Origin of the sequence: Humibacillus xanthopallidus (assembly GCF_044793955.1) — a bacterium.
Classification (GTDB): Bacteria; Actinomycetota; Actinomycetes; order Actinomycetales; family Dermatophilaceae; genus Humibacillus; species Humibacillus xanthopallidus_C.
In genome coordinates this window covers 4,120,285-4,145,724 of the sequence record NZ_CP084995.1, presented here as the reverse complement: position 1 = coordinate 4,145,724, position 25,440 = coordinate 4,120,285, and the positions used below count along the sequence as shown (strand labels likewise).

Sequence of the window (25,440 nt, the reverse complement as noted above, 5' to 3'; positions counted from 1 at the left end):
CGGGGAGGGGGAGCGGGTCAGTCCGCGATCTCGACGACGACGGGAGCGTGATCGGACGCGCCCTTGCCCTTGCGCTCCTCACGGTCGATCGCCGCACCGACGACCCGCTCGGCGAGTGCGGGTGAGCAGAGGGCGAAGTCGATCCGCATGCCTTGACGCTTGGGGAAGCGCAGCTGGGTGTAGTCCCAGTAGGTGAAGGTGCCCGGCTCGGACGTGTGTGGACGAACGACGTCGGAGAACCCGGCGTCGACGACGGCCTCGAACGCAGCGCGCTCGGCGGGGGAGGTGTGCGTCCTGCCCTCGTAGTAGGGCACGCTCCAGACGTCGGCGTCGGTCGGGGCGATGTTCCAGTCGCCGAGTAAGGCGATCTGCGCGGCGGGGTCGTCAGCGAGCCAGGTGCGGGCGGAGGCCTGGAGGGCGGCCAGCCACTCGAGCTCGTAGGTCAGGTGCGGGTCGTCGAGGGCGCGACCGTTGGGGATGTAGAGCGACCACAGCCGCACGCCCCCGCACACAGCGCCGATGGCTCGCGCCTCGGCGGCTGCTGGCTCGCCCCATCCGGGCATGGCGTCGAAGCCGATCTGCACGTCGGTCAGGCCGACGCGAGAGGCGATGGCGACGCCGTTCCACTGGTTGAGGCCGTGGTGGGCCACCTCGTAGCCGAGTGCCTCGAAACGGTCGAACGGGAACTGGTCCTCACGGGCCTTCGTCTCCTGGATCGCGATCGCGTCGACCTCGTTGCCCTCGAGCCAGGCGGTGACCCGGTCGATGCGGGAGCGGATCGAGTTGACGTTCCAGGTGGCGATACGCACGTCGGCCACCCTAGATGACCCGTCCCACGGCCACTGCTGGAGGTCCTCTACGGGCCAGCAGCCGCACCCGGCGTGCGGTGTGTCCGCTAGTCAGGGTCGTATGGGGGACCGGCACGTTCATCGGGCCAGGTCGCGCGGGAGTCGCCGGCTGGGCTGCAGGGGTCGGTGGCGGCCACGTCCAACCCGTCGTGGCTGCTGTGGTGGCTGCCGTCGGACGGTGCTGGCGTCGCGCCGGTGGGGCTGCGGCGGGGCACGTCGCGTCGCCACTGCTGCCATGTGTGCCAGGTGACCCCGGTCGGAGTGACGGTCGCCGTGAGGCCCTGGCGGTGGACGTGGGTGTGATGACGGCGGCAGAGCAGGGTGAGGTTGTCCAGGCTGGTGGCGCCGCCGTCGATCCAGTGGACGAGGTGGTGGGCATCGGTCCAGGCGGCGGGCACGGTGCAGCCGGGGAAGCTGCAGCCCTTGTCGCGCAGGACGAGCGCGGTGCGGATCGCAGGGGTGACGAGCCGGTGCTGGCGGGCGACGTCGAGCGGCTCGCCCTGTCCACCGAGGACCGCGGCGATGAGGGACGCGTCGCAGGCGAGCCGGCGCACGGTGGCCGGTGAGAGGACGTCACCGGTGCCCGACACGCCGCAGCCGGTGCCGGGGCGCGCTGCGGGTACCGCGCCGGTGCCGTTGGCGGCAGTCTCGCTGTCGCTGTCGCTGTCGGTGTCGGTGTCGGCGTCAGCGTCAGTGTCGGCGTCAGCATGGGGATCGGCGTCGGTGGCGTTGGTGTTGGTGGCGGCGGTCGCGCCGGGGAGCTTGTCGGCGAGGGTGTCGTAGTCGATGGTGACCACGATCTTGGCCTTGTCGGTGGTCTGTTGCCCGTCGGGGGCGGCGACGCCGCGGCCGACGATCTCGACCAGGGCGTCGAGGCGGCGCTGGTGTGCAGACCGCGGATCAGGCTCGATCACGGCACGGGTGTCCTCGTCGCGCAGCGGACGGGGCGCGGCGAGGGGGTCGATGGCACCCTTGACGATGGCGGCGTTCTCGGGGTCGAGGACGGCCTTGAGGTTGACCATGCCGGTCTTGTTGGGCTGGGAGAACCACAGGCCTCGTGCCCCGCGACGGGCGTCGTCGAGATCGTCGAGATCCCGCGGGGGGCGCAGCTCGTCGGCGTGGTGCCGGCACGCCCGGGCCAGCTGCTCCGCCCGGAGGGACGCGGCCTCTTCGGTGAGGTGCTCCATCGCCTGGGTGAGCTCCCCTGGGTCAGCGACCGCGTGGAGGCGCTCGCCGAGCTCGAGGATCTGGGCGGCGTTGTCGACCGGCACCGACCCGTCAGCCACCCGGGACAGCAGCTCCTCGCGCACGGCCCGCCGGGCCGTGGTGGCCGCGTCCTCGAACGGGCTCGGGTCCTGCCCGGCAGCGGCGGCGGCCGCTGATGCAACGGTGACGACGGCCTTGGCGGCTGCTGCCGTCAACGACGGGTCCACTGCCCGGAGCCAGTCGACCCGGGACAGCCCGCCGGGGGAGTCGACACTGCGGGCCTCCAGCTCGGTGACGACGCGCAGCAGGATCAGGTCACGTGCCTGTCGCAGGTGTCCGAGGACCGACACCGTGTCGAGCAGGTCGGCTTCGCGGCAGAACGACAACGGCGCCTGCCACGACCGGGCGATCTGGGCGGCCACGCCCAGGCTCGCCGAGAGTCGGGCATCGACGTTCTCCCACACCACCCCATCGGCGTCCACGCCCGTCGCGACGGGCGACTCGGGCCCCCGCACGTGCTCGTCGGGACTGCCATCTGAGACCGCCTCGGCAGCACCCGGTCCAGGGCTGTCGGCACGAGCACCGGCCGCACCGCCCGTCAGCGTCCCGTCGGCCGGGTCTGTGGCGTCAGCAGATGCCGCCCCTGCGGCCCATGCCGGGTCAGCGACCCCGCCGGCAGCGCGCTGCCGCGCCTCGAGGTCGCCCAGGCGTGACCTGAGCTCCTCGATCGTGCGGGCGGTGCGGGCTTCCATGAGACGAACACTACGACGCACCACCAACAACGCCTTGCCGCGAATCCTGTTTATCCACAGTTTGATTCAGGCTGCGCTCGTTCTCGCCCAGGTGTGGACAAAGCCAGGCGCCGCCAGGGTGTCGGGAGCACACCGGGAGCGGAGACTCCGTTGTCGCCGGAGCCTCCTAGGGTGAAGCCATGCAGACCCGCGACACAGCCACCCCCCGCCCCACGGCCCTCGTCACCGGGGCGAGCGCCGGCATCGGCCGGGAGTTCGCGCGCGAGCTCGCAGCCCGCGGCCACGACCTCGTCGTCGTCGCCCGCGACGCCGCGCGCCTCGAGAAGCTCGCCGCCGAGCTCACGTCCTCCCACGAGGTGCACGTCGAGGTGCTCGTCGCCGACCTGTCGGACCGGGCGGCGCTGGGCCGCGTCGCCGAGCGTCTCTCCGACAAGGCCCGCCCCATCGAGGTCCTGGTCAACAACGCCGGTTACGGCCTCAAGGGCAGCTTCCTGCGCAACGACGTGGCCGACGAGGAGCGCATGTTCGACGTGCTCACGCGGGCAGTGCTCGTCCTCTCGCACGCCGCGGCGAGGTCCATGGCTGCCCGGGGCCACGGGTCGGTCGTCAACGTCTCCTCGGTCGCCGGCTGGCTGGCCTCGGGCACCTACTCCGCGGCGAAGTCGTGGGTGACGGTCTTCACCGAGGGCCTGTCGAGCGAGCTCGCGGGCACCGGGGTGACGGCCACGGCGCTCTGCCCGGGTTTCACGCGCACGGAGTTCCAGCAGCGGGCCGGCATCGGCACTCCCGGCCCGCAGTTCCTCTGGCTCGATGCCTCGCGACTCGTGCGCGACTGCCTCGACGACGTCGAGCGCGGGCGTGTCGTCTCGGTGCCGGGCCTGCAGTACAAGGCGATCGCCGCCCTGCTCCACGTCGCTCCGCGGCCCCTGCTCCGGCGCCGGCTGCGCGCCTCGACCGGACGGTGAGGTGGGCCACCCCGCCGAGCCAGCCACACGGCATACCATCGGGCTCGTGAACGCCGTGACCCCAGACGTCGAGTCCGCCCGAGCCCGCCTGCTCGAGATCATCCGGGAGAAGGCGATCGTCCACGGTCGCGTCACCCTGAGCTCCGGCAAGGAGGCCGACTACTACGTCGACCTGCGCCGCATCACGCTCGACGGGGAGGCCGCACCGCTCGTCGGCGTGGTCATGCGCGACCTGACCAGGCACCTCTCCTACGACTCCGTCGGCGGCCTCACCCTCGGCGCCGACCCGGTCGCGACGTCGATGCTGCATGCCGCGGCGGCTGCCGGTGAGCGGCTCGACGCCTTCGTCGTGCGCAAGGCCGGCAAGGCCCACGGGCTCCAACAGCGCATCGAGGGCCCCTCGATCGCCGGCCGCCGGGTGGTCGTCGTGGAGGACACGACGACGACGGGAGCCTCCCCACTCGCCGCCGTCGAGGCGGCCCGCGAGGACGGCGCGACCGTCGTCGCCGTGGCGACCATCGCCGATCGGGCCACCGGCGCGGGGGAGCGCATCAGCTCCGAGGCCGGCGTCGACTACCTCCACGCCTACTCGCTCGAGGAGCTCGGGCTCGCCTGAGCCGGTGAGGCGCTCGACCTCGACGCGCCGAGCTCAGAGCCGCGGGACGTGCAGGTCGTACTGCGCGATCTTGCGATAGATCGTGGAGCGGCTCATGCCGAGGTCGCGGGCGGCCTCCTTCATGGTGGCCCCGGGCCGCGTCAGCGCGCGCACGATCTCCTCGCGCTCGAAGGCCTCGATGCGGGTGAGTCGCCGGTGCGAGCCGCTCAGCACCTCGCTCGGCAGGTGGCGGGCGTCGACGACGTCGGTGCGTGTGACCGCCTGCCGCACGACGTGCACGAGCTGCTCGACGTTGCCCGGCCAGTCGTGGTCGGTCAGGGCCCGTTGCGCCGCCGCGGTGAACGCGATGTCGCGGCCGCGCACCCGTCGGGCGACGTGCGCGGCGAGCGCGAGCACGTCGGACGGCCGCTCCCGCAGGGCGGGCACCGCGACGACGGTGCCGACGAGCGCCCTCACCGCAGGGGGTATGCCGTCGAAGTCGCGGGCGGTCACCGCGCCACTCGCGCCGTGGCCGGCGACACAGACCTCGGTGACCTCAGATACCTCCGCCGTCGTGACGTCGACGGCGGCGTCCGGCAGCCGGGCCGCTCGGCCGAGCACGTGCCCGACCTCGTCACCCGCCCACGCTGGAAGCTCATCGACGTCGCAGGCGATCACCGACGTGCTGGGCTTGCCGACCTCGGGGGTCCAGAGCGACAGCCACGCCGCGACGTCCTGGGGCGCCGGCAGCCCGGCGCTGAGGATGCGGTCGCGGGGGCGGGCGGCCCGCAGTGCCTGGGCGAGCAGGGTCGCACGACCCGACCCGGGCTCGCCGACGGCGGCGACGAGGCGACCTGCAGCCAGCGCACGCGCAGCCTCGTCGACGGCCTCGCGCCAGGCGGGGGAGAGGTCGTGCAGCGTGCCCGAGCCGGGCTCGAGCTGGGCCGCCTCGACGCGATAGACCTCGCCGCGGGGAGCGGCGCGCGGGTGCAGCCCACGGGAGCGCGCGAGCATCAGAGCCGTCGTCGTGCTCGCGGCCGACTGGGCGAGCGCGAGGAGCAGGTCACCCCGGTCGCGCGACCACGTCGTGATGTTGACGCTGCCCTCGAGCCGGCCGGTCGTGGGGTCGAGCACCGGCACCGCGGCACACGTGTAGCCGCAGAGGCTGAGGCTGTAGTGCTCCTCGGCGCGCACGAGCGCCGGCACGCGGTCGGCGAGCGCGAGGCCGAGCCCGTTGGTGCCCGCCTCGCGCTCGGAGAAGGCGAAGCCGGGGGCGAGGTGCACGGCGTCGAGGGCTCGCAGGAGCGAGGTGTCGCCGCTCAGCCGGCCCAGCACGACGCCATCGGCGTCGGTGAGCATCAGGCTGATCGGCTCGTCGGCGAGCGTGCGGTGCAGGCTGGTCAGCACCTCGTGCCCGCACTGGAAGAAGAGCGAGTCCTGGGCCTCGGGCGCGCCGGCGAAGACGGGCCGCACCGAGTCGAGCGGCACGCCGTAGTCCTCGCTACGCCGCCACGACGCGAGGAGGCGGTCGGTGACCGGGGCAGCAGCCAGGCCTGCGCCGGGCTCGGTGGGGCGAGCCGCCGAGGGCGCCCCTGAGGCACTGTCCATCCCCGCCCGCTCGGGCAGACCATCGTCCATCGGCACCATCGCCGCCTCCTGCTCGACCTCCTTTTCGACGCTACCGCGCGCGGCGGAATCCGTCTCCGCCGCTGCGTCTCAAATTGGGACACCGTGCGTCTGTCGGGGCCGCCGGTCCGTGCCTACGGTCGTGGAGAGGTCAACGACGACATCACCGAGGAGACAGCATGTACAGCAAGGACGGCGAGAGCTACTACATCGTCGACGCGCACATCGCGTTGTGGGACGCCCGCCCCGAGAACCAGCGCAACATCCACGGCAAGCAGTTCATCGACTGCTTCTACGACTACCACCGCAACCTCAGCCCCGAGTCGGAGGTGTGGAGCTACGAGGACTACCTCTACCAGGGCGGCGAGCGCCTCAAGAAGGACCTCTTCGACGACGGCTACGTCGACCACGCCATCTTCCAGCCGGCGCACCTCGGTGAGTTCTACGTCAATGGTTTCGGGCAGACCGAGGAGGCGTCGCAGCTCGCGAAGGCCGACCCCGCCCGCCTCACCTACAACCACCACTTCGACCCCCGCAACGGCGAGCAGGGCCTCGACCAGCTGCGCGCCGACGTCGAGCGTCTCGGCTTCAAGGGCGTCAAGCTCTACACCGCCGAGTGGCACGGCGAGAGCCGCGGCTGGAAGCTCGACGACCCCTGGGCCTACCGCTACTTCGAGGCGTGCCGCGAGCTCGGGGTGACCAACATCCACGTGCACAAGGGCCCGACGATCCGCCCGCTCGACCGCGATGCCTTCGACGTCGCCGACATCGACCACGTCGCGACCGACTTCACCGACCTCAACTTCATCGTCGAGCACGTCGGCCTGCCGCGGCTCGAGGACTTCTGCTGGATCGCGACGCAGGAGCCCAACGTGCACGGCGGCCTGGCCGTAGCGATGCCGTTCATCCACACCCGCCCGCGCTACTTCGCCCAGATCATCGGCGAGCTGCTCTACTGGATCGGCGAGGACCGCATCCAGTTCGCGAGCGACTATGCCATCTGGACCCCGAAGTGGCTCATCGAGAAGTTCGTCGACTTCCAGATCCCCGAGGACATGACGGAGTACGCCCCCCTCACGACGGACCAGAAGAAGAAGATCCTCGGACTCAACGCTGCCAAGATGTATGGCCTCGACGTGCCGGCCGAGCTGCGCCTGCCTGACGCCGACGAGCCGGCCACCGGCCCGCGCGGCGCCGACGACACGGTCGATCGCGCGCAGGACCCGAGCGCCCTCGCCGGAGTCTGACGATGGGTCTCGCCCCACTCGAGACCGCGCCCGCGACCGGGTCCGCGACCGGGCCCGCGACCGGGCCCGCCACGGGGCCGCGCGCGGACGCCTACGACGCCCTGTCGTCGGTGATCGACCCCGAGCTCGACGAGCCGATCACCGACCTCGGCTTCGTGCGCTCGCTCGAGGTCGACGGTGACCGCGTCACCGCACACCTGCGGCTGCCGACGTCGTTCTGCGCGCCGAACTTCGCCTACCTCATGGCGTCGGACGCCAAGGACGCCCTCACGGCGCTGCCGTGGACGAGGGAGGTGGTCGTCGAGCTCGACGACCACCACGACAGCGACCTCATCAACGTCGGGCTCGCGGCCGATGCCGGCTACCGCGGCACGTTCCGCCACGAGGCCGACCAGGACCTCGACGAGCTGCGCACGACGTTCCTGCGCAAGGCGCACACCGCGGCGATGGAGCGCTGCCTCACGGCGTTGCTGAGGGCCGACCCGGACCGCGTCGTGGAGGACGTCGGCACCGTCACGCTCGGCGACCTGCCGCTCGACGACCTCACGGCCTCCCTGCGCCGCCGTCGCGCTGCCATCGGCCTCCCGGTCGACGTCAGCGCCGCGGTCCTCGTCGACCACGAGGGCAGGGGGTATGCCGTCCGCGACGTGCCGCTCGCGCTGCGCCGGGCGCGCTCCACCCGCATCTCCATCGACGGCAACGCGCACTTCTGCCGCGGCCTGCTCCGCACCCGCTACCCGGGGTCGGAGCTCGACCAGGCGGATCGGCCGGAGGGCGCCGAGCCCGCCGACCGGGCGCGCACCGCCTCGCCGACCACCGGCCCGACCAGCACCCGGGCGCCAGGGCCGGCGGCCCGTCCCGAACCGACGTTCATCCCCCTCTCCCAGTTGAAGGAGCACCGCTCATGAGCACCATGCGAGCCGTCCAGGTCGTCGGCTACCACCAGAACCTCGAGATGAAGGAGGTGCCGGTTCCCGAGGTGACGGGGGCGTACGACGTCGTCGTCAAGATCGGCGGTGCGGGCGTCTGCCGCACCGACCTGCACATCCTCGAGGGGCAGTGGGCCGAGAAGTCCAATGTCGCACTGCCCTACACGATCGGGCACGAGAACGCGGGCTGGGTGCACGCCGTCGGGAGCGAGGTGACCAACGTCAAGGAGGGCGACAAGGTCATCGTCCACCCGCTCATCACCTGCGGGCTGTGCCGCGCCTGCCGCTCCGGCGACGACGTGCACTGCGAGAGCAACCAGTTCCCCGGCATCGACACGAACGGCGGGTATGCCGAGTACCTCCGCACGTCGGCTCGCAGCGTCGTGCGCATCGACGACTCCCTCGAGCCCAAGGACGTCGCGGCGCTCGCGGACGCGGGCCTCACGGCATACCACGCGGCGGCGAAGGCGGCCCGGAGGCTGACGCCGCGCGACCGCGTCGTCGTCATCGGAGCGGGAGGCCTCGGGCACATCGGGATCCAGGTGCTCAAGGCGCTGACGCCGGCGGAGATCATCGTCGTCGACCGCAACCCCGACGCGCTGAAGCTGGCGCTCTCGATCGGCGCCGACCACGGCATCGTCGGCGAGGGCAACCAGGTCGCGGAGGTGCTCGAGCTCACCGAGGGCCACGGCGCCGAGGTCGTCGTCGACTTCGTCGGCGAGGGCGGCGCGACGGCGGAGGGCGTCGCGATGCTGCGCCGGGCGGGCGACTACCACGTGGTCGGCTACGGGGAGAACATCAACGTGCCGACCATCGACATCGTCTCGACCGAGATCAACTTCATCGGCAACCTCGTCGGCTCCTACAACGACCTCCAGTCGCTCATGGTGCTCGCCGCCCGAGGCCACGTGAAGCTGCACACGCAGACGTATGCGCTCGACGACTTCCAGCAGGCGATCACCGACCTCGACGCCGGCAACGTCAGGGGTCGGGCGATCCTCGTCCCTTGATCGACGGCGGGCGCCTTCCCCGACCCACGTCCCCGATTCCCTTGTCCTGTCCGTCTTCTCGACACACCACCAGGAGAGTTCCTTGATCTTCATCACCGCGAAGTTCCCCGTGAAGCCCGAGCACGCCGACGACTGGCCCGAGATCTCCCGGTCGTTCACGGAGTCGACCCGCGCCGAGGAGGGCTGCCTCTGGTTCGACTGGTCGCGCAGCCTCGACGACCCCAACGAGTACGTCCTCGTCGAGGCCTTCCGCGACGACGCCGCCGGCGGTGCGCACGTGCAGACCCCGCACTTCGCCACCGCGACGCAGGAGCTGCCGGCCTACCTGTCGGCCACCCCGCGCATCGTCAACACGACGGTGCCGGGCACCGAGTGGTCGGAGCTCGGCGAGCTCGCCGTGCGTGACTGACGGCTACTCGAGGACCTCGAGGAGGACGGCGGCGTCATCGCCCTCCTCGAGCTCCTCGGCGCGCCGCACCGCCTTCTTGACGGGCAGGACGTAGGCGCCGCGCGTGCTGTCGGGGAAGACGGACGTCGTCCAGGTCGTCGACCCGATGGTGGCCCGCACCCGCACCGAGCCGAAGCCCCGCGGCGGTCGAGGCCGCTCGCGGATGAGCGCGGACTCCCGCGCGGGCACGGTGACGAAGAACCAGGCCCCCTGCGCCTCCCAGCGCCAGAGCTCCGCCGTGAAGCGACACGTGCTCATGGCGCCAGCCTAGGCCGGGGGGACGACAGCCCTCGGCCGGACGCACCCGCCAGTAGGATCGGGCCGACGGCCACGGTGGCCGCACCCTCATCCCTCGGGAGATCGCATGCTCATCGTCTGGATCCTGCTCGGCCTCGTCGTGCTCGCCGCGATCGTCGGGGTGGTCATGTACAACGGCCTCATCGGCCTGCGCAACCGGGTCGAGGAGGGCTGGCGCCAGATCGATGTCGAGCTGAAGCGTCGGCACGACCTCATCCCCAACCTCGTCGAGACGGTGAAGGGCTACGCCTCGCACGAGCGGGGCACGCTCGAGGAGGTCATGCAGGCCCGGTCGGCGGCGATGAGCGGGGCGTCGACGCCGGCAGCCGCGGCCCAGTCCGAGGGCCAGCTGAGCCAGGCGCTCGGTCGCCTCATGGCCGTCGCCGAGGCCTACCCCGACCTCAAGGCCAACCAGAACTTCCTCGCCCTGCAGCAGGAGCTGTCGAGCACCGAGGACCGCATCGCGAGCTCGCGCCGCTACTACAACGCCCTCGTGCGCGACCTCAACACCAAGGTCGAGAGCGTGCCGTCCAACATCGTCGCCGGCATCGCCAAGGTGCAGCGGGCCGAGTACTTCGAGACGCCCGCCACCGAGGCGGTCGCCCCCACCATCTCCTTCGGCGGCAATGCTCCCGGCGGGTCGGCCCCGACCATCGCTCCGTCGACCCAGCCCGGGGCCGTGGGCGGCGCCTCGACCCAGCCCGGTGGCGCGCCCGGTGCCCTCCCGCAGGCGCAGGCGCCGAGCGCTGGGGCGCCCGACCCGACCACCGACTCGGGCACGCCGAACCCGTAGGCCCCACCCACAGGCGCACCGCGGCGCGGTGGGAGTGCGACGCCGCGGCGGCCTAGCCCTTGACGTAGGACAGCTTCTCGCTGACCTTCCCTCCCTGCAGGCGCACGACGTCGACCCCGCGCACGTGGCCAGGCGACCCGTCCGGCGCGACCCAGTCGAAGCGCCAGCGCAGCACGCCCCGGTCTCCGGCGACGAAGGACTCCTCCTCGCTGAAGGCCGGGCTGCCGGTCTCGGTGAAGAGCGACTCCCAGACGCCCCGCACGTCGGAGGCCCCGACATGGCGCACCCCGTCGGGCGCCGGGCCGGTCGCCTCGAAGACGCAGTCGTCGGTCATCAGGGCCATGATTGCGTCGACGTCGCCCCGGCCGAAGGCTGCGATGAAGTCGGAGAAGGCGGCGTGGGCGTCGTTCCAGGCAGCGTCGCGGCCGAAGCGCGCGAGCAGGTCGTCGTGGGGATCACCCGTCATGAGACCGCGCGGACCGATCGCGCCGCCCTCGCGATAGAGCGACTCTCGGCCGTCGAACCAGCTCGCCACGGCCCCGACGAGCTCCGCGTCGAGGGTCCGGTCGCCGCCGGTCGCCGCGGCGAGGTCCCAGCCGTGCACGAGGTGGTCGGCGACCAGCTGCCGGACGTACTCGTCGGCCGACTCCTCGCCGTAGGACAGGTGCACCGTGCCGCCGGCGTCGAGGGCCGCGCTCGCGGCCACCGCCTGCGCCCCGGCAGCCCGTCCGGCTGCCTTCGGGTCGTCTCCGAGCAGGTCGCCGTCGAGGCTGTCACCGACGTCCTCGATCGTCGCCCCGCCGAGCAGGGGCACCGTCCAGAGGTCCTCGCCGACGACGTGGTTGACGAGGTCGCGCACCGACCACCCGCGGCACGGGGTCGGGTCGTCCCAGCAGTCGTCGGGCACCGCCTCGAGCGTCGCGAGCCATCCCTCGACGGAGCGCCGGTGCAGGCTCGCGGTGTCGGGAGACCCGCCCGTCGTTGGTCCCCCCGGAATCGTCATCTGGCCCATCCTGACCTCCGATCCGCCCCCGCACCTCGTGCGCGTCACCGCGCGTCCCTGCCCCTCCAGTGTGCGCCGGGTTGGAGCGCGACGTGGCCCTTCTCGCCAAAGCCGACGAGGCGGCATACGGCAAAGGGCCCGATCCGCGGGGGATCGGGCCCTTTGCGCAGGGCGTGCGAGGGGAGTACGAGTGGCGACCGGTCAGCGGCGCTCGCCGGGGGCCGGGTCGACGACGCCGGAGACGCCCTCGGTCGGGTCGATGAGGTCCTCCGCGGCCTCGCCGATCTCCTCGACGATGGCGTTGGCCTGGCGACGGTGGCGGAGGTACTCGAAGACCATCGGCAGCACCGAGACGGCGACGATGAGCAGCACGGCGAGCTCGAGGTTCTCCGACAGCGCCGGGAACGCCGCGCCGAGGAAGTAGCCGAGCAGCGTCAGGCCGGCGGCCCACAGCACGGCCCCGATCGCGCTCCACGTGAAGAAGCGGCGGCGGTCCATCCGGCTGACACCGGCGACGACGGTGATGAAGGTGCGCACGATCGGCACGAAGCGGCCGATGACGAGGGCCTTGTTGCCGTGCTTGTCGAAGAAGAGGGTCGTCTGGTCGAAGTACTTCTTCTTGAGGATGCGCCCGTCGCGCTCGTAGAGCGGTGTGCCGATGGCCCGCCCGATCTCGTAGCCGACGACGTTGCCGAGGAAGGCCGCGGCGCAGAGGGCGATGACGGCCACCACGATGTTGACCTGCACCTGGCCGGTGGCGATGAACAGCCCCACCGCGAAGAGCAGCGAGTCGCCGGGCAGGATCGGGAAGAGGAGCCCGCACTCGATGAAGACGATCGCGATGGCGATCCAGAAGAACGCAGCGCCGTACTGCTCCAGCAGGTAGGCGGGATCCATCCAGTCGGGTCCGAGTGTCGGGACGGCAGCCGGAAGGGCGGCGAGTGCATTCATGCCCAACAGGGTATGCCGTGAGGCTGGTCCCGCCGGAATCGTCGGCTGGGTGCCGGGCCAGCAGGTCGCGACGTCAGGCGATCGGCAGGTCGGCGAGGTTGGCGGCGGCGACGGCCACGGTCGCGATGGCGGCCACGACGAGCAGCATCCTGGCGGGCAGGAACGAGAAGCTCGTCATGACTCCGGAGAAGAAGAGCGCGACCGCGAGCAGGATGGTGTTGATGATGTAGTCGTGCGAGTTCTCGCCCGCGTCCAGGGCGACCTTCGTCGCGGCGTCCGCCTTGGCGGTCTCGGCTCGGTAGGGCCCGAGCTGGGCGTCGACGTAGGAGGCGTCCTCGATGAGCCTGGTCGGGGTGCCGCCCGCCTTGATCTCTGCCTCCCAGCGGTCGATGACGGGGAGCATCTCCTCGCGGATGATCGTGGCGCGATAGAAGGAGACGAGCGCGGTGTTGCCGGCCTGCACCGCCTCGGCGTACTGCGCGATCATGCTGCTGTCGTAGGAGGCCTTCTGCGTGGCGAGCCCGAAGAGACGGCTGGCCTCGACCCTCGCGTCGGTCGAGGTGCTGGTCGCGCTGTTCGCCACGCCGTTCCACTGCGCAGCCTGGTAGCCGCACCAGGCGGTGCCCACCGTGGCCAGGCCCAGCACGAGCACGGCGACGAGCTCGATCAGCCGGTTGAAGCCCGAGCTCTGGTGGTTCATTGCGGCTCGGTGACGGTCGGGTCGCCCACCGCCGGGTCGACCACGGCGGGGTCGTCGCGGACCGTGAGACCCAGGCGGCCGGGGGCGGCGCCGGGGCGGCGGGCGATCTGCACACCGTCGGAGCGCTGCACGAGGTCGCGCCACAGGTCCGTCTCGCGATAGCGCCAGGCCCCCTCGCGCAGGCTCGTGATCTGCTGCTCGAGCTCCCCGTCGTTCTGGGCGCGGGCCAACCGGGTGGCCGCCTCGGCCTCCTCGAGCGCAAGCTCGAAGCCGGCGCGCACGGTGGCCTGGATGACCTCGCCGGTGCGGCCGAGGTCGACCGGTCCGAGCACGAAGCCCGCGACGCGGATGCCGTGCTCGGCCAGGGCCGCGGTGACCGCCTCCTTGAGGCGCGCCTCGGTCTCGGTCCGGGCACTGCCGAAGAGGCTGTCGACGGTGACCGCGGGGTCGCTGAGGGCCCGGCTGATCGCGCGGCCGCTCTCGTCACGGACGAGCCCGTGGATGCCGTGGGGCCCGAAGCGCTCATGCACCGTGCGCAGCTGGTCGTGGATGATCGCGTACCTCACGGTGTAGGCGACGTCGACCAGGGCACGGTCGCCGAGGGCGCAGCTGAGGCTCGGACCGGTGCGGTCGAGCTCCGACACCGCCGACGACGCGTCCTCGCCGGCTCGGTAGGCGAGCTCGACGGAGGGATACTCGACGACCATCGTCTTGCGCAGCAGCGGCACCCAGTGCCGGCCGGGGGCCAGGGCGTGGTCGGTCGCTTTGCCGTTCTTGAGCACGAGACCGAGCGCGCCGGCGGGCACCTTGATGACCGAGGCAGCGACCACCATCCACCCGAGGATGCCGAGGATCGGCACCAGGAGCACCAGCAGGATGACCGTTCCCGCGGTGCTCATGACGGCCCTCCGGCCCGGGTCGGGCTGGTCGTCGGGGTCGGGCTGGTCGGGCTGGTCGTCGCTCGCATGGCTGGTCTCCTGTCACCCACGCGTCGGCCTGGCCCGGGTCGTCGCCCGGGCTCACGGCCCGGTCGCTAGTCTTCCGGGCAGTCCGACGTTGGGACCAGCGTGGACCGGAGGGAGGCACGGTGGCATCGCACGAACGGGGTGAGACCGGCGGCTCCGGCGCCGGACCCGAGGTGGGCGTCGGGCCGTGGGTGGGCGACTGGCCGACCGGTGAGCACTGGGACCCCGACCTGCTGCGCGAGGGCGACCGGCGCAACGTCGTCGACGCCTACCGCTACTGGCGACACGAGGCGATCGTCGCCGACCTCGACACCCGACGGCACGACTTCCACGTGGCGGTCGAGAACTGGGGTCACGACTTCAACATCGGCTCGGTCATCCGCACGGCCAACGCGATGGGCGCGCGGGCCTTCCACATCGTCGGCAAGCGGCGGTGGAACCGGCGCGGCGCCATGGTGACCGACCGCTACCAGCACGAGCACCACCACCCCGACGCCGCGGCGCTCGCGGCCTGGGCGCACGGGGAGGGGCTCGTGCTCGTCGGCATCGACAACCTGCCGGGGTCGCTGCCGCTCGAGACGCACGACCTGCCGCGCGCCTGCGTGCTCGTCTTCGGCCAGGAGGGGCCTGGACTGTCGGAGGCCATGCGCGCGCAGTGCGACGTGGTGCTGCACATCGAGCAGTTCGGCTCGACGCGGTCGATCAACGCCGGCGCCGCTGCGGCCATCGCCATGCACGCCTGGGTGCGTCGCCACGTCTTCGACCAGCACCCCTGACTCGCCCACTGACCCACCCCTGAGGGCGCAACACACCGAGCAATCGTCAATTCGACGCGGCATACCTCGTGGGGTTGGCGATTGCTCGGTGTGTCGCCGCCGAGGGGGCGTCAGGTGACCGGCTCGCGGCCTCGCCAGCGCAACGGCTCCTCCGCATACTCCTCGACGACGTGCGCGGCGACGCCGAAGGAGCGCGCGGCCTGGAAGACCACCTCGCCCGCCTCGGCCGGCAGGTCGAGCGCGTGCAGCGCCGCGGCGCTCGCGAGGTCGATGTTGGGCAGCGACCCCGTGCGCTCCGCGACGATGCGAGACAGTCCCTCGACCCGGCGACGCAGCGGCCGGGTGCCGGGCAGTCGCCACACGGCCTCGAGCACGACGTCGGCCCGGGGGTCGCCCTCGGGATAGAGGAAGTGGCCGAAGCCGGCGACGCCGCGGTGGTCGCGCACCATCCGACCGACGGCCACGGCGGGGTCGAGTCCAGGCACCAGCAGCGCATGGGCGGCGATCGGCGCCGCGCCGTGGAGCGGCCCCGACATGGCGGCATACGCGGCCACGAGGCAGTCGTGCAGCCCCGCCCGTGTGGAGGCGGCGACGCGGGCGGCGACCGTGGAGGCCGTGAGGCCGTGGTCGAGGAGCGCGACGAGGAGCACGCGCGCCAGCGTGAGCTCGTCCGGCGACCCGTCACGTCCGCCGAGGGCGCGCAGCAGGTCTCGGGCGAGGTCTCCCGTCTCGGGGGTATGCCGTGTGGCCGGGGCCCTGCCCGCGGCGAGTGCCAGCGCGGCCGGCACCAGGGCGAGCGCCGTCGCGCGCACGCGCTCGGGGTCGTTGTCGCCGGCGAGTGGGTCGGTGACCGCGAGCAGCTGCACCGCGACGGGCAGGCGCCGCTCGAGGGGGAGTCGGGCGATGCCGGTGGCGAGGGGTCGGAGGGTGCGGGGGAGGGGTGCGGATGGTGCGTGCGAGGCGGTGCCGTCCCGCGAGATCGCTTGTCCTGCAGGCGTTCCCACAGGTGTTCCCAGGACGAGCGCCGCAGCCTGCTCGACGGAGTCCATGGCGATCACCTCGATGAGCGGGACGCCGCGATAGAGCAGGTCGCCGTCGAGCTGGGTGCTCACGGCGGTCGCGATGCTGCGGAAGCGCAGCACCGGCTGCGGCGAGCCCGACGGGCGGGAGGTCGAGGCCAGAGCGTCGATCTGGGCACGGTCGAAGAGGCTCTCCTGCTGGCCCGGGCGGCGCTGGCTCTGCAGGAGACCGCGACTGACGTAGGCGTAGAGGGTCGCGCGTTTGACCCCGAGGCGCTGCGCCGCCTCGGTTGTCGTGATCCAGCCGTGGGGGGTGGGGGTCATCGGGCCTTCCGTGTTGATCGGGTCAACGTTGAGGCGATCAACATTGACGATGTTGATCAATATCGCTGACAGTGACGAGTGAACCGAAAGGAGCACGCCATGTCCACCACGTCAGCACCAGGCGCCACGGCTGCCACGTCCGCATCCCCCGTCGACGGCTTCATCAGCGTGCCGCCCGGTCTGGCCAAGGTCGTCGTCACCGAGACCACCCTCGGCGACGTGCGCGGCGACGAGGGTTTCTACCACTACCGCCAGTACTCCGCCGTCGACCTCGCCGAGCGGGTCTCGTTCGAGGAGGCTGCGCACCTGCTCCTCGTCGGCCACCTCCCCGACGGTGCCGATCTGGCCCGGTTCCGCAGCGAGCTGGGGAGTCGACGCCCCCTGCCTCCTCGGCTCGCGGCGCTCCTGCCGGAGATCTGCCGCACGACGAGCGACTCGCTGCAGGTGCTCCGCACCGCGCTCTCGGCGTGGGGCGGCATCGCCGACCTGCGTCCGCTCTACGACGCGGGAGAGCAGGAGCGCTATGAGGCGGCGCTCAGCGCCATCGCCGTGACGCCGACGATCCTCGCCGCCGCCCACCGTCTCCAGCGCGGGCTCGAGCCCCTCCCCGCCGACCCGGCCCTCGGCCACGCGGTCGACTACCTGCGGATGGTGACCGGCGCACTGCCGGGCGAGCACGAGGCCCGCGCGGTCGAGAGCTACCTCGTGGCGACGATGGACCACGGCTTCAACGCCTCGACCTTCACGGCGCGCGTCATCGCGAGCACCGGGGCCGATCTCGCGGCCTGTCTCGTCGGGGCGATCGGCTCGTTCTCCGGGCCCCGGCACGGCGGCGCGCCGAGCCGCGCCCTCGAGGCCCTCGACGAGATCGGGTCGCTGGACCGGGCCGCCGAGTGGGTGCGGCAGCGCGTCGAGGCCGGGGAGCGCATCATGGGCTTCGGGCACGCGGTCTATCGCACGCACGACCCGCGCTCGGAGATGCTCAAGGGCCTGGCGCGGGGGTGGGACGACCCGCTCGTCGACCTGGCGATCGGCGTCGAGAAGGCCGTGGAGCAGACCCTGGCCGAGCTCAAGCCGGGCCGCGAGCTGCACGCCAACGTCGAGTTCTACGCGGGGGTCGTGATGTCGCTCGCAGGCCTGCACCCCGGGATGTTCACGCCGACCTTCTGCGTTGCCCGGGTCGTCGGGTGGGGCGCCAACGTGCTCGAGCAGGCGCGCGACCCGAAGATCATCCGCCCGGCCGCCCGCTACGTCGGCCCGCCACCACCCCAGCCCCTGCCGCTCTCCCGGCCCGGACACACCTCCGGGTCGAGGTGATCCTGCACCCGACGTGGGCGCCGGGATCACCTCGACCCGGTGAGCAGCGGGTGGTTCAGCTGCCGTAGAGGTCGACCGCGCCTTGGCGGTCCGCGGAGGTCATCGACAGGTTGCTCGACGTGCCGTTGCACTGCGGGTAGTGCATGATCGACGACGAGTCGTAGGGAGTCAGGGGACGCCAGTTGTTGTCCTCGAAGCAGGTGCCGGCCTCAGGGCGGGTGTGCTCGTGGCGGAAGCCGAGCGTGTGGCCGAGCTCGTGGGCCATGATGTTGGACGGCGTCCACGAGCCGGAGTTGTAGAGCGACCTGGCGTTGACGAGGATGTTGCGGCCCGACTTCGCGGTGCTCGGGAAGAAGGCGCGCGCGATGTACTGCGTCGTCTTGGTGGGCTCGACGGAGAAGACGACCGAGCTGTTGCGGGTGTTGCAGTTGCCGTCCTGGCTCGAGACGTAGGTGTAGTTGATCTTGGACGACGCGGCCTCCCACTGGCCGGCGCCGGCCGCCATGGCCGACACGACGCGGCTGTAGTCAGCGCCGAACTTCGTGCTCACGCAGTAGGTCAGGTTGGCGGCCTGCGTGGCCGACCACTTGTCGTCCCTGCCGCTGACGACGTTGACGATGAGCGAGTCCTCGTCGACGTGCTTGGGCGTGCTCACCATCGAGTCGTAGAACTGGCGGAGACCGCCCATGCTGCCCTCGGGCTCGTCACCGTTGACGACGTAGACACCGCCCTCGTCCTGGTAGGTGCTGGCGGCGAACTCTTGGAACGTCGGCACGTCGCCCGAGACGGGCGCGGCGCTGGCGCTCGTGGCGGCCAGACCAGCCGCGAAGGTGGCGGCAACAGCGATCGACAGGGTTCGAGTTTTGGTGAGGTGCATGGTGCTCCTGGGTGTCGGGGTCACTCTCTCGGGGTGGGTGACTCATCGAAACGTAGGTCGGCGAGGGTCACCCGTAGTCGAGAAGTTGGTCATGACTCGGCAGGAGCAGGTCAAGGAATGGTTGCGTCGAGGTGATCCCGCCCCCGACGTCGGTGGCGGGATCACCTCGATCCGGGAGTGGGGTCACTCCGGGGTTGCGTACGCCTCTCGCCACGAGAGCCGGCCCCGGGTCTGGAGCAGCGAGCGGCGATAGATCTTCTCGCCGATCACCACGGTCACCGCGGCGAAGCCTGCCATGATGCCGAGCGACACGATCGGCTCCCACCACGCCGTCTCACCGGCGAGGATGCGCGCCGGCATCGAGACGACCGAGGCGATGGGCACGTAGGACGCGATGACCGCCGCCGTGCCCGACAGGCCGAAGCTCGCGAAGTAGACGAGCATGAGCGCCGTCGTCATCGGTGCGGTCGTGCTCTGCAGGTCCTCCATCCGGGACGCGAGCGCCCCGCCGACCGCGAAGAGGCAGGCCAGAGCGAAGAACCCGACGATGAAGTAGAGGACGAACCACACGACGGCCGTCGACAGGGCAGGCAGGAGCGTCGACCACTCGGAGAACGACACGGCGACGAGGCCGACCGCGGCAAAGAGGACCACCTGGCCCAGGGCGATCACGGAGTTGCCCCCCACCTTGCCGGCCAGCAGGTGGCGCAGCGGGATCGCCGTCGCGATGATCTCGACGAGCCGCGACTGCTTCTCCTCCACGACGCTCGCCGCGATCTGCTGGCCGAACATCATCGCGGCCATGAGGAAGAGCAGGGCGAAGGCCACCGTGGCCACCTGCACGAAGCCGTCGTCGATGGCCTCCCCGTCGAAGCGGGCGACAGTGACGGTCGTGCCGCGCTCGAGGGCCTCGACGCTCGTGCCTGCCGAGGCCGCGTTGGTCTCGAGGGCCGCGGACCGCACCGCCGACTCGACAGCGGTCCGGAGGCTGAGCGGCACCTCGTCGGCCGACGTGAGGGTCCATCCGTCGTCACCTGCGTGCAGCCACGCGGCGGCGTCGCCGCTCTCGACGAGGGCGCGCGCGGCGGGCTCGCCGGCCACGGTCTGGGCCTCGATGGCCACCGTGTCGTCGCTCTGTCGGGCTGTCGCGGCCGCATCGCTGACGAGGCGCTCGCCCTCCGGCGCGGTCACGGCGACGGTGTGGGTCGTCGTGCGGCTGCTCTGCCACAGCGAGAACGCGCCGAAGCCGGCGATGAGCACGATGGTGAGCAGGGTCGAGATGATGAAGGCCCGGTTGGTGGCGCGCACGACGATCTCGCGGGTGGCGACGATCAGCCAGGGCGGGGTGTCGGAGCGCGAGCCATCCGGCCCGGCGTCGGTGTGCGGGTCGCGGGCCGGCGCCGGTGGGTGCTGTCGCGGCAGACGGGCCGGCGGGGTGGGCTGGGTCGTGGTCATGCCGTCACCTCACGGTAGATCTGGGCCAGGGTCGGCCGCTGGGGAGAGAACTCGCGGACCTCGCCGCGGCGCAGCGCCTCGCCGAGCAGGTCTCGCTCGGCCCCGGGGCTCAGGATCTCGAGCAGCGCGCTCGAGCCGTCGACGTCGACCGCGTGCACCCCGCCGACGTCGCGCACCCAGCCGGCGTCGCCGGACAGCACGAGACGGTGACGAGCCACCGACGTCGAGCGCAGCTCGTCGGGGGTGCCGGCGGCCACAACTCTGCCCCGGGAGAGCACGACGAGGTGCTCGCACAACCGCTCGACGAGGTCGAGCTGGTGCGAGGAGAAGAGCACGGGCACGCCCTGGGCCGTGTGCTCGCGCAGCAGGTCGGCCATGCTGTCGACGGCCTGCGGGTCGAGCCCGCTGAACGGCTCGTCGAGCACGAGACCCCGGGGTCGGCCCATCACCGCCGCGATGATCTGCACCCGCTGCTGGTTGCCCAGTGAGAGCTTCTCGACGTGGTCGCGGGCGCGGTCGGCCAGGCCGAGACGCTCGAGGTGGCTGAGCACCGAGGTGCGGGCCGCGGCGGTCGACATGCCACGCAGCCGTCCGAGGTAGACGAGCTGGTCGAGGACGGGTTGCTTGGGATAGAGGCCGCGCTCCTCGGGCATGTAGCCGAGCTGGCGCCGGTCGGCCTGCGTGATGGGACGGCCGCCCCACAGCACCTCGCCCGCGGTGATCGACAGGACGCCCATCACCATGCGCATCGTCGTCGTCTTGCCGGCGCCGTTGCCGCCCACGAAGCCGGTGAGCGCGCCGGCCGGCACCGTGAAGCTGACGCCGTCGACCGCCCTCACCTCCCCGAAGTCGCGCCTCAGGTCGCGCACCTCGAGATCGGCCCACTCGCCTCTGCTGGTCTGGTCCAGGTCCCCGTGATCTGCCATGCCGCCACGCTAGGCCGCGCCCGCGTGCCCGCGGATCAGCCCGCAGGTGGAGTCGGACCGTCCCCCGGCAGGATGAGGCCCGCCTCGTAGGCGAGCACCACGGCCTGCACGCGGTCGCGCAGCCCCACCTTGCGCAGCACGCTCGACAGGTGCGTCTTGACGGTCGCCTCCCCGAGGAAGAGGTGCCGGGCGATCTCGGCGTTCGACAGGCCCCGGCCGACCAGCCCGAGCACGTCGAGCTCTCGCGGCGTCAGCTCGGCCAGCCGCGGGTGGGCCGAGCCGGCACCCGAACCAGCGCCCGGGCCACCGCCTGAGCCGGCGACGTCGTCGGGGAGCCCGCCGGACGGCATACCGGCTCGGTCGTCAGCGGTCATCTGCGCGATGACCCGCAGGGTCACCTCGGGCGCGAGGAGGGCGTGCCCACCCGCGACGGCGCGCACCGCCTCGATGAGGTGGTCGGCGTCGGCGTTCTTGAGCAGGAAGCCGCTGGCGCCCGCGGCGAGCCCCGCGAAGACGTAGTCGTCACGGTCGAACGTCGTGAGGATGAGCACCTTGGACAGGCCCGCACCGACGATCCGGCGGGTCGCCTCGATGCCGTCCATGACGGGCATCTGCACATCCATGAGCACGACGTCGGGACGCAGCTCGCGCACGAGCCGCACGGCCTCCGCGCCGTCAGCCGCCTCCCCGATCACGTCGAGGTCGTCCTCCACCGAGAGGATGAGCGAGAAGCCCGACCGCACGAGCTGCTGGTCGTCGACGAGCAGCACCGTCGTCCTGGGCTGCGGTATGCCGTCCGGCTCGCTCGAGTGCCCGACGCCCGCCCCGCTCGGCGTCGTCACGAGGACCCGCCGGGCAGCGGCATCCGCACGCGGACGCGGTAGCCACCGGTCACGCGGGGACCGATCTCGCTGACACCACCGTGCGTGGCCAGCCGCTCGCGCACGCCGAGCAGCCCGAGGCCGGTGCCGGAGGTGCCCGAGCGGGGGCGGCCGTCGTCGATGACCTCGACCTCTGCGTAGCCGTGGTCGAACCCGCGCTCGGGCCGGCGGTCGACGCGCACGACGACGCTGGCGGTGGTCGCGGTCGAGTGGCGACGCACGTTGGCGAGCGCCTCCTGCACCGTGCGATAGAGCGAGAGGCCGACGGGGCCGGGCACCGCGCCGACCGCGCCCGGGGCGTCCTCGACGACGCGGCACGTGGCGTGCAGCCCCTGCGTCGAGCTCGACTCCACGAGGCGGGGCACGTCGGCGAGCCCGGGCTCGGGGGCGCGGGTCTCGTCGCCGGGTGCGTCGTCGGTGCGGAGCGTGCCGAGCAGGCCGCGCATCTGGGTCACGGCCTCGCGCGACGACGTCTCGATGGAGCGCAGCGACTGCTCGGCGACGTCGGGGTCGCGGCGCAGCACCCGCCGAGCGGCCGCTGCCTGGATGCCGATGACCGACACGTGGTGGGCCACGACGTCGTGCAGCTCGCGGGCGATGCGCAGCCGCTCCTCGACGACTGCCTGCCGCTGCAGGGTGGTGGCCTGCGCGTCGATGGTCCGGGCCTGGTCGGCGAGCCGATCCCGTTGGTAGGCGGAGCGCCACGCGGTCTGTCCGCCGATGACGGCCCCGCCGAAGTAGACGACGTTGATGAGCAGGGTGTAGATGACGTAGGCACTCGTGGGGGAGAAGAGGCCCCGGCGCTCCATCGGTCTGCCGTCCGACGAGAGCGCCTGCTCGATGCCGCTGCCGACGGCGAACTGCCACGTCAGCCAGCCGAACATCAGCAGGAGCACCCCGGTGACGACGCCGAGCATGAGGCGGCGGTCGCGAGCCCAGGCGACGCCGGTGAAGAGCGCCACGAAGTAGACCGCCTGGAGGGGCAGCGACACCGCGACGGCGGGCATCATCAGGCCGAACGCGAAGAGGTGGAGCGACAGCAGGGCGGCGACGAGGAGCGGGTAGCGGCGGCGCCACGCGAGCGGCACCGTGCCGACGAGCACGGCGACGTGCGGCCAGAACCACGAGTCCTGCACGTTGCCGAGGGCATCGATGCTGCGCAGCAGCTCGACGCCGAGCGAGCCGGCGACAAGGAAGCCCAGGGCGAGGAACGCGTCGGAGCGGCGCGCCTGCGCCGGGTCGTCCGGCACGCGCTCCCAGTCCGTCTCGACGCCGAAGTAGTCGCGTGCGCGCGCCACCAGCGCCTGTGGGCCCCCGTGCATGCCGACAGCCTAGGCAGCGGGCGGGTGGCCGCGGCTCCCCCTGGAGGAGGAGGGGTGCTCAGGCGACGTGGGCCGGCCGCTCCGGCGCGAACGGCCGGATCTCGTCGTCGCCCTCCTGGATGATGCCGCACGACGACTCGGGCACCTCGCGCCAGGCTCCCGGCAGGTCACGCAGTGGCTCCGACACGACGAGTCGTGCGTCGTCGCCGAGGGTCTGGAGCACCTCCACCTCCGGGTGGAGGCGGCGCAGCTCGGTGACCGCGGTCGAGTGGAAGAGGGTGCGGCTCTGGTGCTGCGACGAGTAGCGGAAGGCCCAGACCGAGCGGCCGTCCGTGGTCGCGATCGTCGCCTGGATCGGGTTCGAGACACCCTTGCGCTCAGCGAGGTCCTCGACGAAGCCGACGGCCCGGGCCACGCCACCGATGGCGTCGTCCTCGAGCCCGAAGGTCAGCGCGAGGAAGAAGAGCACCTCGGAGTCCGTCGACCCCTCGATGTCGGCGTAGAGCGACGGGTCGACCGCGAAGACGAGGTCGCGCTTGAGCTCGTGGAAGCCGAAGACGGCACCGTTGTGCATCCACAGCCAGTCGTCGTGGCGGAAGGGATGGCAGTTGCTCCGCTGCACCGGGGTGCCCGTCGAGGCTCGCACGTGCGCGAAGAACAGCCCGGTGCTCACCTGGGCGGTCAGCTCGCGCAGGTTGCGGTCGTTCCACGCCGGGTCGACGTTCTTGAACACGGCGGGCGTGGGGCCTCGGCCGTACCACCCGATCCCGAAGCCGTCGCCGTTCGTCGTCGTCGCCCCCATCGTCGAGTGGAGACTCTGCTCGATGAGCGAGTGCTCCGGTTTGAAGAGGAGGTCCTCGGCGAGGATCGGATCACCTGAATACACCATCCACCGGCACATGCCTTCAGGGTGGCAGCGAGCCCCGGCGCACCACATCGTCCAGACGGGATGACTTCTCCCGCATCGGCCGACCGTCCTAAGAGCGCACCGCTCGAGCGGTAGCGTCTGCCGCATGGGTGTCAGCTCCGCCGTCCTCGATGTCTCGACCATGCGGGACCGGCTCGACCGTCTCCGTGACCGCGCTGTCGAAGCGGGAGTCGCGGCCGTGGTGGTCACGCCCGGATCCGACCTGCGCTACCTGCTGGGCCTCGGCGGCTCGTCGTTCGAGCGGCTCACGGCGCTGGTGGTGCCGAGCGACCGCGCACGTGCGGCCGTGCTCGTCTCTCCGGCGCTGGAGTTCGCGGGCCAGCGGCACCTGCCGCTCGAGGCCCTCGGGGTCGACGTGCGCACGTGGGTCGATGGGGAGAATGCCCACGCGCTGGCGCTCGCCGGCCTGGCGGCCGGACCCGTGGCGGTCTCTGACATGACACCGGCACTGCACCTGCTGCAGCTGCGTGACGCCGGCGCGACCGACCAGCGGCTCGCCGGCCCGGTCCTGCGCGAGCTGCGCATGCGCAAGGACGTCTCCGAGCTGGCCGAGCTGCGCGCCGCCGGCGCCGCCATCGACCGCGTGCACGCGCGGATGGAGGAGTGGCTTCGCCCGAGCCGCACCGAGGCGGAGGTCGCAGCCGACATCGCCGCCGCCATCGTCGAGGAGGGCCACGCCGCAGCCGATTTCGTCATCGTCGGCTCCGGGCCCAACGCCGCGAGCCCGCACCACGCAGTCAGCGACCGCGTCATCGAGCGGGGTGACGTGGTCGTCGTCGACATCGGTGGCCCGCTGCCCTCGGGCTACTGCTCCGACAGCACCCGCACGTATGCCGTGGGCTCACCTCGCGAGCCCGACGTGGCCGAGGCGTATGCCGCGTTGCAGGCGGCCCAGCAGTCTGCCGTCGACGCCGTGCGACCGGGGGTGACCTGCGAATCCGTCGACGCCGCAGCGCGATCGGTGCTCGCGGAGGCGGGACTGGCGCAGTACTTCATCCACCGGACGGGCCACGGGATCGGTCTCGACGTGCACGAGGAGCCCTACATCGTCGCGGGCAACGACCTCGTGCTCGAAGCGGGCATGACGTTCTCCATCGAGCCGGGCGTCTACCTCGAGGGCCGGTGGGGTGCTCGCATCGAGGACATCGTGGCGGTCACCTCCGACGGGGTGGAGCGCTTCAACACCCGCCCCCACGACCTGACCGTCCTCTGACCCTGAGCCACCACGACGACCCCAACGACGCTCCCCCCAAGTCGAGTGCCCATTTTCCCGACGGGAC

25 protein-coding genes are annotated in these 25,440 nt (G+C 72.0%); 10 read left to right on the top strand and 15 right to left on the bottom strand.

Annotation, left to right across the window (positions count from 1 at the left end):
* Positions 1-17: 17 nt before the first annotated feature.
* Both LG278_RS18720 and LG278_RS18715 read right to left on the bottom strand, forming a co-directional pair.
* Positions 18-809, bottom strand: coding sequence for an exodeoxyribonuclease III (locus LG278_RS18720; protein ID WP_404389079.1), 792 nt, complete (start codon positions 807-809; stop codon positions 18-20).
* A gap of 86 nt (positions 810-895) precedes the next feature.
* Positions 896-2,806: a DUF222 domain-containing protein gene (locus LG278_RS18715; protein ID WP_404389078.1), complete on the bottom strand. Its 1,911-nt coding sequence runs from the start codon at positions 2,804-2,806 to the stop codon at positions 896-898.
* Positions 2,807-2,985: 179 nt separating this feature from the next.
* On the opposite strand from LG278_RS18715, the gene LG278_RS18710 reads away from it, so the two are divergent.
* Entirely contained in the window at positions 2,986-3,771 is a 786-nt protein-coding gene (locus LG278_RS18710) for an SDR family NAD(P)-dependent oxidoreductase (RefSeq protein WP_404389077.1), read from the top strand.
* A 55-nt stretch (positions 3,772-3,826) separates the two neighbouring features.
* The gene (gene pyrE, locus LG278_RS18705) at positions 3,827-4,387 is read left to right on the top strand and encodes an orotate phosphoribosyltransferase (protein ID WP_404393708.1); all 561 of its coding nucleotides are present in this window, start codon (positions 3,827-3,829) and stop codon (positions 4,385-4,387) included.
* A 33-nt stretch (positions 4,388-4,420) separates the two neighbouring features.
* Here the strand turns inward: pyrE and LG278_RS18700 are convergent, their stop codons facing one another.
* Positions 4,421-6,013 carry a helix-turn-helix domain-containing protein gene (locus LG278_RS18700; RefSeq protein WP_404389076.1) on the bottom strand — a complete coding sequence of 531 codons (1,593 nt, stop codon included), beginning with the start codon at positions 6,011-6,013 and terminating at the stop codon, positions 4,421-4,423.
* 158 nt (positions 6,014-6,171) lie between these two features.
* On the opposite strand from LG278_RS18700, the gene LG278_RS18695 reads away from it, so the two are divergent.
* The 4 genes from LG278_RS18695 to LG278_RS18680 all read left to right on the top strand — a co-directional run bounded on the left by LG278_RS18695 (position 6,172) and on the right by LG278_RS18680 (position 9,587).
* Positions 6,172-7,239 carry an amidohydrolase family protein gene (locus LG278_RS18695; RefSeq protein ID WP_404389075.1) on the top strand — a complete coding sequence of 356 codons (1,068 nt, stop codon included), beginning with the start codon at positions 6,172-6,174 and terminating at the stop codon, positions 7,237-7,239.
* A gap of 2 nt (positions 7,240-7,241) precedes the next feature.
* The gene (locus LG278_RS18690) at positions 7,242-8,147 is read left to right on the top strand and encodes an iron-sulfur cluster assembly protein (protein WP_404389074.1); all 906 of its coding nucleotides are present in this window, start codon (positions 7,242-7,244) and stop codon (positions 8,145-8,147) included.
* The gene (locus LG278_RS18685) at positions 8,144-9,178 is read left to right on the top strand and encodes an NAD(P)-dependent alcohol dehydrogenase (RefSeq protein ID WP_404389073.1); all 1,035 of its coding nucleotides are present in this window, start codon (positions 8,144-8,146) and stop codon (positions 9,176-9,178) included. Before LG278_RS18690 ends, LG278_RS18685 begins: the two co-directional genes overlap by 4 nt.
* An 82-nt stretch (positions 9,179-9,260) precedes the next feature.
* On the top strand, positions 9,261-9,587 hold the full coding sequence (locus tag LG278_RS18680) for a putative quinol monooxygenase (RefSeq protein WP_404389072.1): 327 nt from the start codon (positions 9,261-9,263) through the stop codon (positions 9,585-9,587).
* 3 nt (positions 9,588-9,590) lie between these two features.
* Here LG278_RS18680 and LG278_RS18675 read toward each other — a convergent pair whose 3' ends face one another.
* Positions 9,591-9,884 (bottom strand): DUF1905 domain-containing protein, encoded by a 294-nt coding sequence (locus tag LG278_RS18675; protein ID WP_404389071.1) that lies wholly within the window; start codon positions 9,882-9,884, stop codon positions 9,591-9,593.
* 106 nt (positions 9,885-9,990) lie between these two features.
* Between LG278_RS18675 and LG278_RS18670 the strand changes: the two genes are divergently transcribed.
* Positions 9,991-10,716 (top strand): LemA family protein, encoded by a 726-nt coding sequence (locus tag LG278_RS18670; RefSeq protein ID WP_404389070.1) that lies wholly within the window; start codon positions 9,991-9,993, stop codon positions 10,714-10,716.
* A gap of 52 nt (positions 10,717-10,768) precedes the next feature.
* Here LG278_RS18670 and LG278_RS18665 read toward each other — a convergent pair whose 3' ends face one another.
* The 4 genes from LG278_RS18665 to LG278_RS18650 all read right to left on the bottom strand — a co-directional run bounded on the left by LG278_RS18665 (position 10,769) and on the right by LG278_RS18650 (position 14,269).
* Positions 10,769-11,719 (bottom strand): TIGR03086 family metal-binding protein, encoded by a 951-nt coding sequence (locus LG278_RS18665; protein WP_404389068.1) that lies wholly within the window; start codon positions 11,717-11,719, stop codon positions 10,769-10,771.
* A gap of 201 nt (positions 11,720-11,920) precedes the next feature.
* The gene (locus LG278_RS18660) at positions 11,921-12,670 is read right to left on the bottom strand and encodes a DedA family protein (RefSeq protein WP_404389067.1); all 750 of its coding nucleotides are present in this window, start codon (positions 12,668-12,670) and stop codon (positions 11,921-11,923) included.
* Positions 12,671-12,743: 73 nt separating this feature from the next.
* Complete coding sequence (locus tag LG278_RS18655; protein WP_404389065.1) at positions 12,744-13,370, bottom strand: hypothetical protein; 627 nt, start codon at positions 13,368-13,370, stop codon at positions 12,744-12,746.
* Entirely contained in the window at positions 13,367-14,269 is a 903-nt protein-coding gene (locus tag LG278_RS18650; RefSeq protein ID WP_404389063.1) for an SPFH domain-containing protein, read from the bottom strand. The genes LG278_RS18655 and LG278_RS18650 overlap by 4 nt, the downstream gene beginning before the upstream one ends.
* A 188-nt stretch (positions 14,270-14,457) precedes the next feature.
* Here LG278_RS18650 and LG278_RS18645 point away from each other — a divergent pair, with 188 nt between their 5' ends.
* Positions 14,458-15,111, top strand: coding sequence for a TrmH family RNA methyltransferase (locus LG278_RS18645; RefSeq protein ID WP_404389061.1), 654 nt, complete (start codon positions 14,458-14,460; stop codon positions 15,109-15,111).
* 110 nt (positions 15,112-15,221) lie between these two features.
* Here the strand turns inward: LG278_RS18645 and LG278_RS18640 are convergent, their stop codons facing one another.
* Positions 15,222-16,454 carry a citrate/2-methylcitrate synthase gene (locus LG278_RS18640; protein ID WP_404389060.1) on the bottom strand — a complete coding sequence of 411 codons (1,233 nt, stop codon included), beginning with the start codon at positions 16,452-16,454 and terminating at the stop codon, positions 15,222-15,224.
* Between the two features lie 99 nt (positions 16,455-16,553).
* On the opposite strand from LG278_RS18640, the gene LG278_RS18635 reads away from it, so the two are divergent.
* Positions 16,554-17,771, top strand: coding sequence for a citrate/2-methylcitrate synthase (locus LG278_RS18635; RefSeq protein WP_404389059.1), 1,218 nt, complete (start codon positions 16,554-16,556; stop codon positions 17,769-17,771).
* A gap of 55 nt (positions 17,772-17,826) precedes the next feature.
* Here LG278_RS18635 and LG278_RS18630 read toward each other — a convergent pair whose 3' ends face one another.
* The 6 genes from LG278_RS18630 to LG278_RS18605 form a co-directional block, all read right to left on the bottom strand.
* Entirely contained in the window at positions 17,827-18,648 is an 822-nt protein-coding gene (locus tag LG278_RS18630) for a M57 family metalloprotease (RefSeq protein ID WP_404389057.1), read from the bottom strand.
* Positions 18,649-18,831: 183 nt separating this feature from the next.
* A complete protein-coding gene (locus LG278_RS18625; RefSeq protein WP_404389056.1) occupies positions 18,832-20,103 on the bottom strand; it encodes an ABC transporter permease in 1,272 nt (423 codons plus the stop codon).
* Positions 20,100-21,029 (bottom strand): ABC transporter ATP-binding protein, encoded by a 930-nt coding sequence (locus tag LG278_RS18620; RefSeq protein ID WP_404389054.1) that lies wholly within the window; start codon positions 21,027-21,029, stop codon positions 20,100-20,102. Before LG278_RS18620 ends, LG278_RS18625 begins: the two co-directional genes overlap by 4 nt.
* 35 nt (positions 21,030-21,064) lie before the next feature.
* Positions 21,065-21,820: a response regulator gene (locus LG278_RS18615; protein WP_404393707.1), complete on the bottom strand. Its 756-nt coding sequence runs from the start codon at positions 21,818-21,820 to the stop codon at positions 21,065-21,067.
* A gap of 47 nt (positions 21,821-21,867) precedes the next feature.
* Complete coding sequence (locus tag LG278_RS18610) at positions 21,868-23,232, bottom strand: sensor histidine kinase (protein WP_404389053.1); 1,365 nt, start codon at positions 23,230-23,232, stop codon at positions 21,868-21,870.
* 58 nt (positions 23,233-23,290) lie between these two features.
* Positions 23,291-24,121 carry a class II glutamine amidotransferase gene (locus tag LG278_RS18605; protein ID WP_404389052.1) on the bottom strand — a complete coding sequence of 277 codons (831 nt, stop codon included), beginning with the start codon at positions 24,119-24,121 and terminating at the stop codon, positions 23,291-23,293.
* Positions 24,122-24,245: 124 nt separating this feature from the next.
* Here LG278_RS18605 and LG278_RS18600 point away from each other — a divergent pair, with 124 nt between their 5' ends.
* Positions 24,246-25,373: a M24 family metallopeptidase gene (locus LG278_RS18600; RefSeq protein ID WP_404389051.1), complete on the top strand. Its 1,128-nt coding sequence runs from the start codon at positions 24,246-24,248 to the stop codon at positions 25,371-25,373.
* The last annotated feature ends 67 nt before the right edge of the window (positions 25,374-25,440 follow it).

Coding starts and splice junctions, on each gene's coding strand:
- LG278_RS18715 (WP_404389078.1), bottom strand. CDS start 2,806: ATGGAAGCCCGCACCGCCCGCACGATCGAGGAGCTCAGGTCACGCCTG.
- LG278_RS18710 (WP_404389077.1), top strand. CDS start 2,986: ATGCAGACCCGCGACACAGCCACCCCCCGCCCCACGGCCCTCGTCACC.
- LG278_RS18700 (WP_404389076.1), bottom strand. CDS start 6,013: ATGGTGCCGATGGACGATGGTCTGCCCGAGCGGGCGGGGATGGACAGT.
- LG278_RS18695 (WP_404389075.1), top strand. CDS start 6,172: ATGTACAGCAAGGACGGCGAGAGCTACTACATCGTCGACGCGCACATC.
- LG278_RS18690 (WP_404389074.1), top strand. CDS start 7,242: ATGGGTCTCGCCCCACTCGAGACCGCGCCCGCGACCGGGTCCGCGACC.
- LG278_RS18685 (WP_404389073.1), top strand. CDS start 8,144: ATGAGCACCATGCGAGCCGTCCAGGTCGTCGGCTACCACCAGAACCTC.
- LG278_RS18675 (WP_404389071.1), bottom strand. CDS start 9,884: ATGAGCACGTGTCGCTTCACGGCGGAGCTCTGGCGCTGGGAGGCGCAG.
- LG278_RS18670 (WP_404389070.1), top strand. CDS start 9,991: ATGCTCATCGTCTGGATCCTGCTCGGCCTCGTCGTGCTCGCCGCGATC.
- LG278_RS18665 (WP_404389068.1), bottom strand. CDS start 11,719: ATGACGATTCCGGGGGGACCAACGACGGGCGGGTCTCCCGACACCGCG.
- LG278_RS18660 (WP_404389067.1), bottom strand. CDS start 12,670: ATGAATGCACTCGCCGCCCTTCCGGCTGCCGTCCCGACACTCGGACCC.
- LG278_RS18655 (WP_404389065.1), bottom strand. CDS start 13,370: ATGAACCACCAGAGCTCGGGCTTCAACCGGCTGATCGAGCTCGTCGCC.
- LG278_RS18650 (WP_404389063.1), bottom strand. CDS start 14,269: ATGAGCACCGCGGGAACGGTCATCCTGCTGGTGCTCCTGGTGCCGATC.
- LG278_RS18640 (WP_404389060.1), bottom strand. CDS start 16,454: ATGACCCCCACCCCCCACGGCTGGATCACGACAACCGAGGCGGCGCAG.
- LG278_RS18635 (WP_404389059.1), top strand. CDS start 16,554: ATGTCCACCACGTCAGCACCAGGCGCCACGGCTGCCACGTCCGCATCC.
- LG278_RS18630 (WP_404389057.1), bottom strand. CDS start 18,648: ATGCACCTCACCAAAACTCGAACCCTGTCGATCGCTGTTGCCGCCACC.
- LG278_RS18625 (WP_404389056.1), bottom strand. CDS start 20,103: ATGACCACGACCCAGCCCACCCCGCCGGCCCGTCTGCCGCGACAGCAC.
- LG278_RS18620 (WP_404389054.1), bottom strand. CDS start 21,029: ATGGCAGATCACGGGGACCTGGACCAGACCAGCAGAGGCGAGTGGGCC.
- LG278_RS18610 (WP_404389053.1), bottom strand. CDS start 23,232: ATGCACGGGGGCCCACAGGCGCTGGTGGCGCGCGCACGCGACTACTTC.
- LG278_RS18605 (WP_404389052.1), bottom strand. CDS start 24,121: ATGGTGTATTCAGGTGATCCGATCCTCGCCGAGGACCTCCTCTTCAAA.
- LG278_RS18600 (WP_404389051.1), top strand. CDS start 24,246: ATGGGTGTCAGCTCCGCCGTCCTCGATGTCTCGACCATGCGGGACCGG.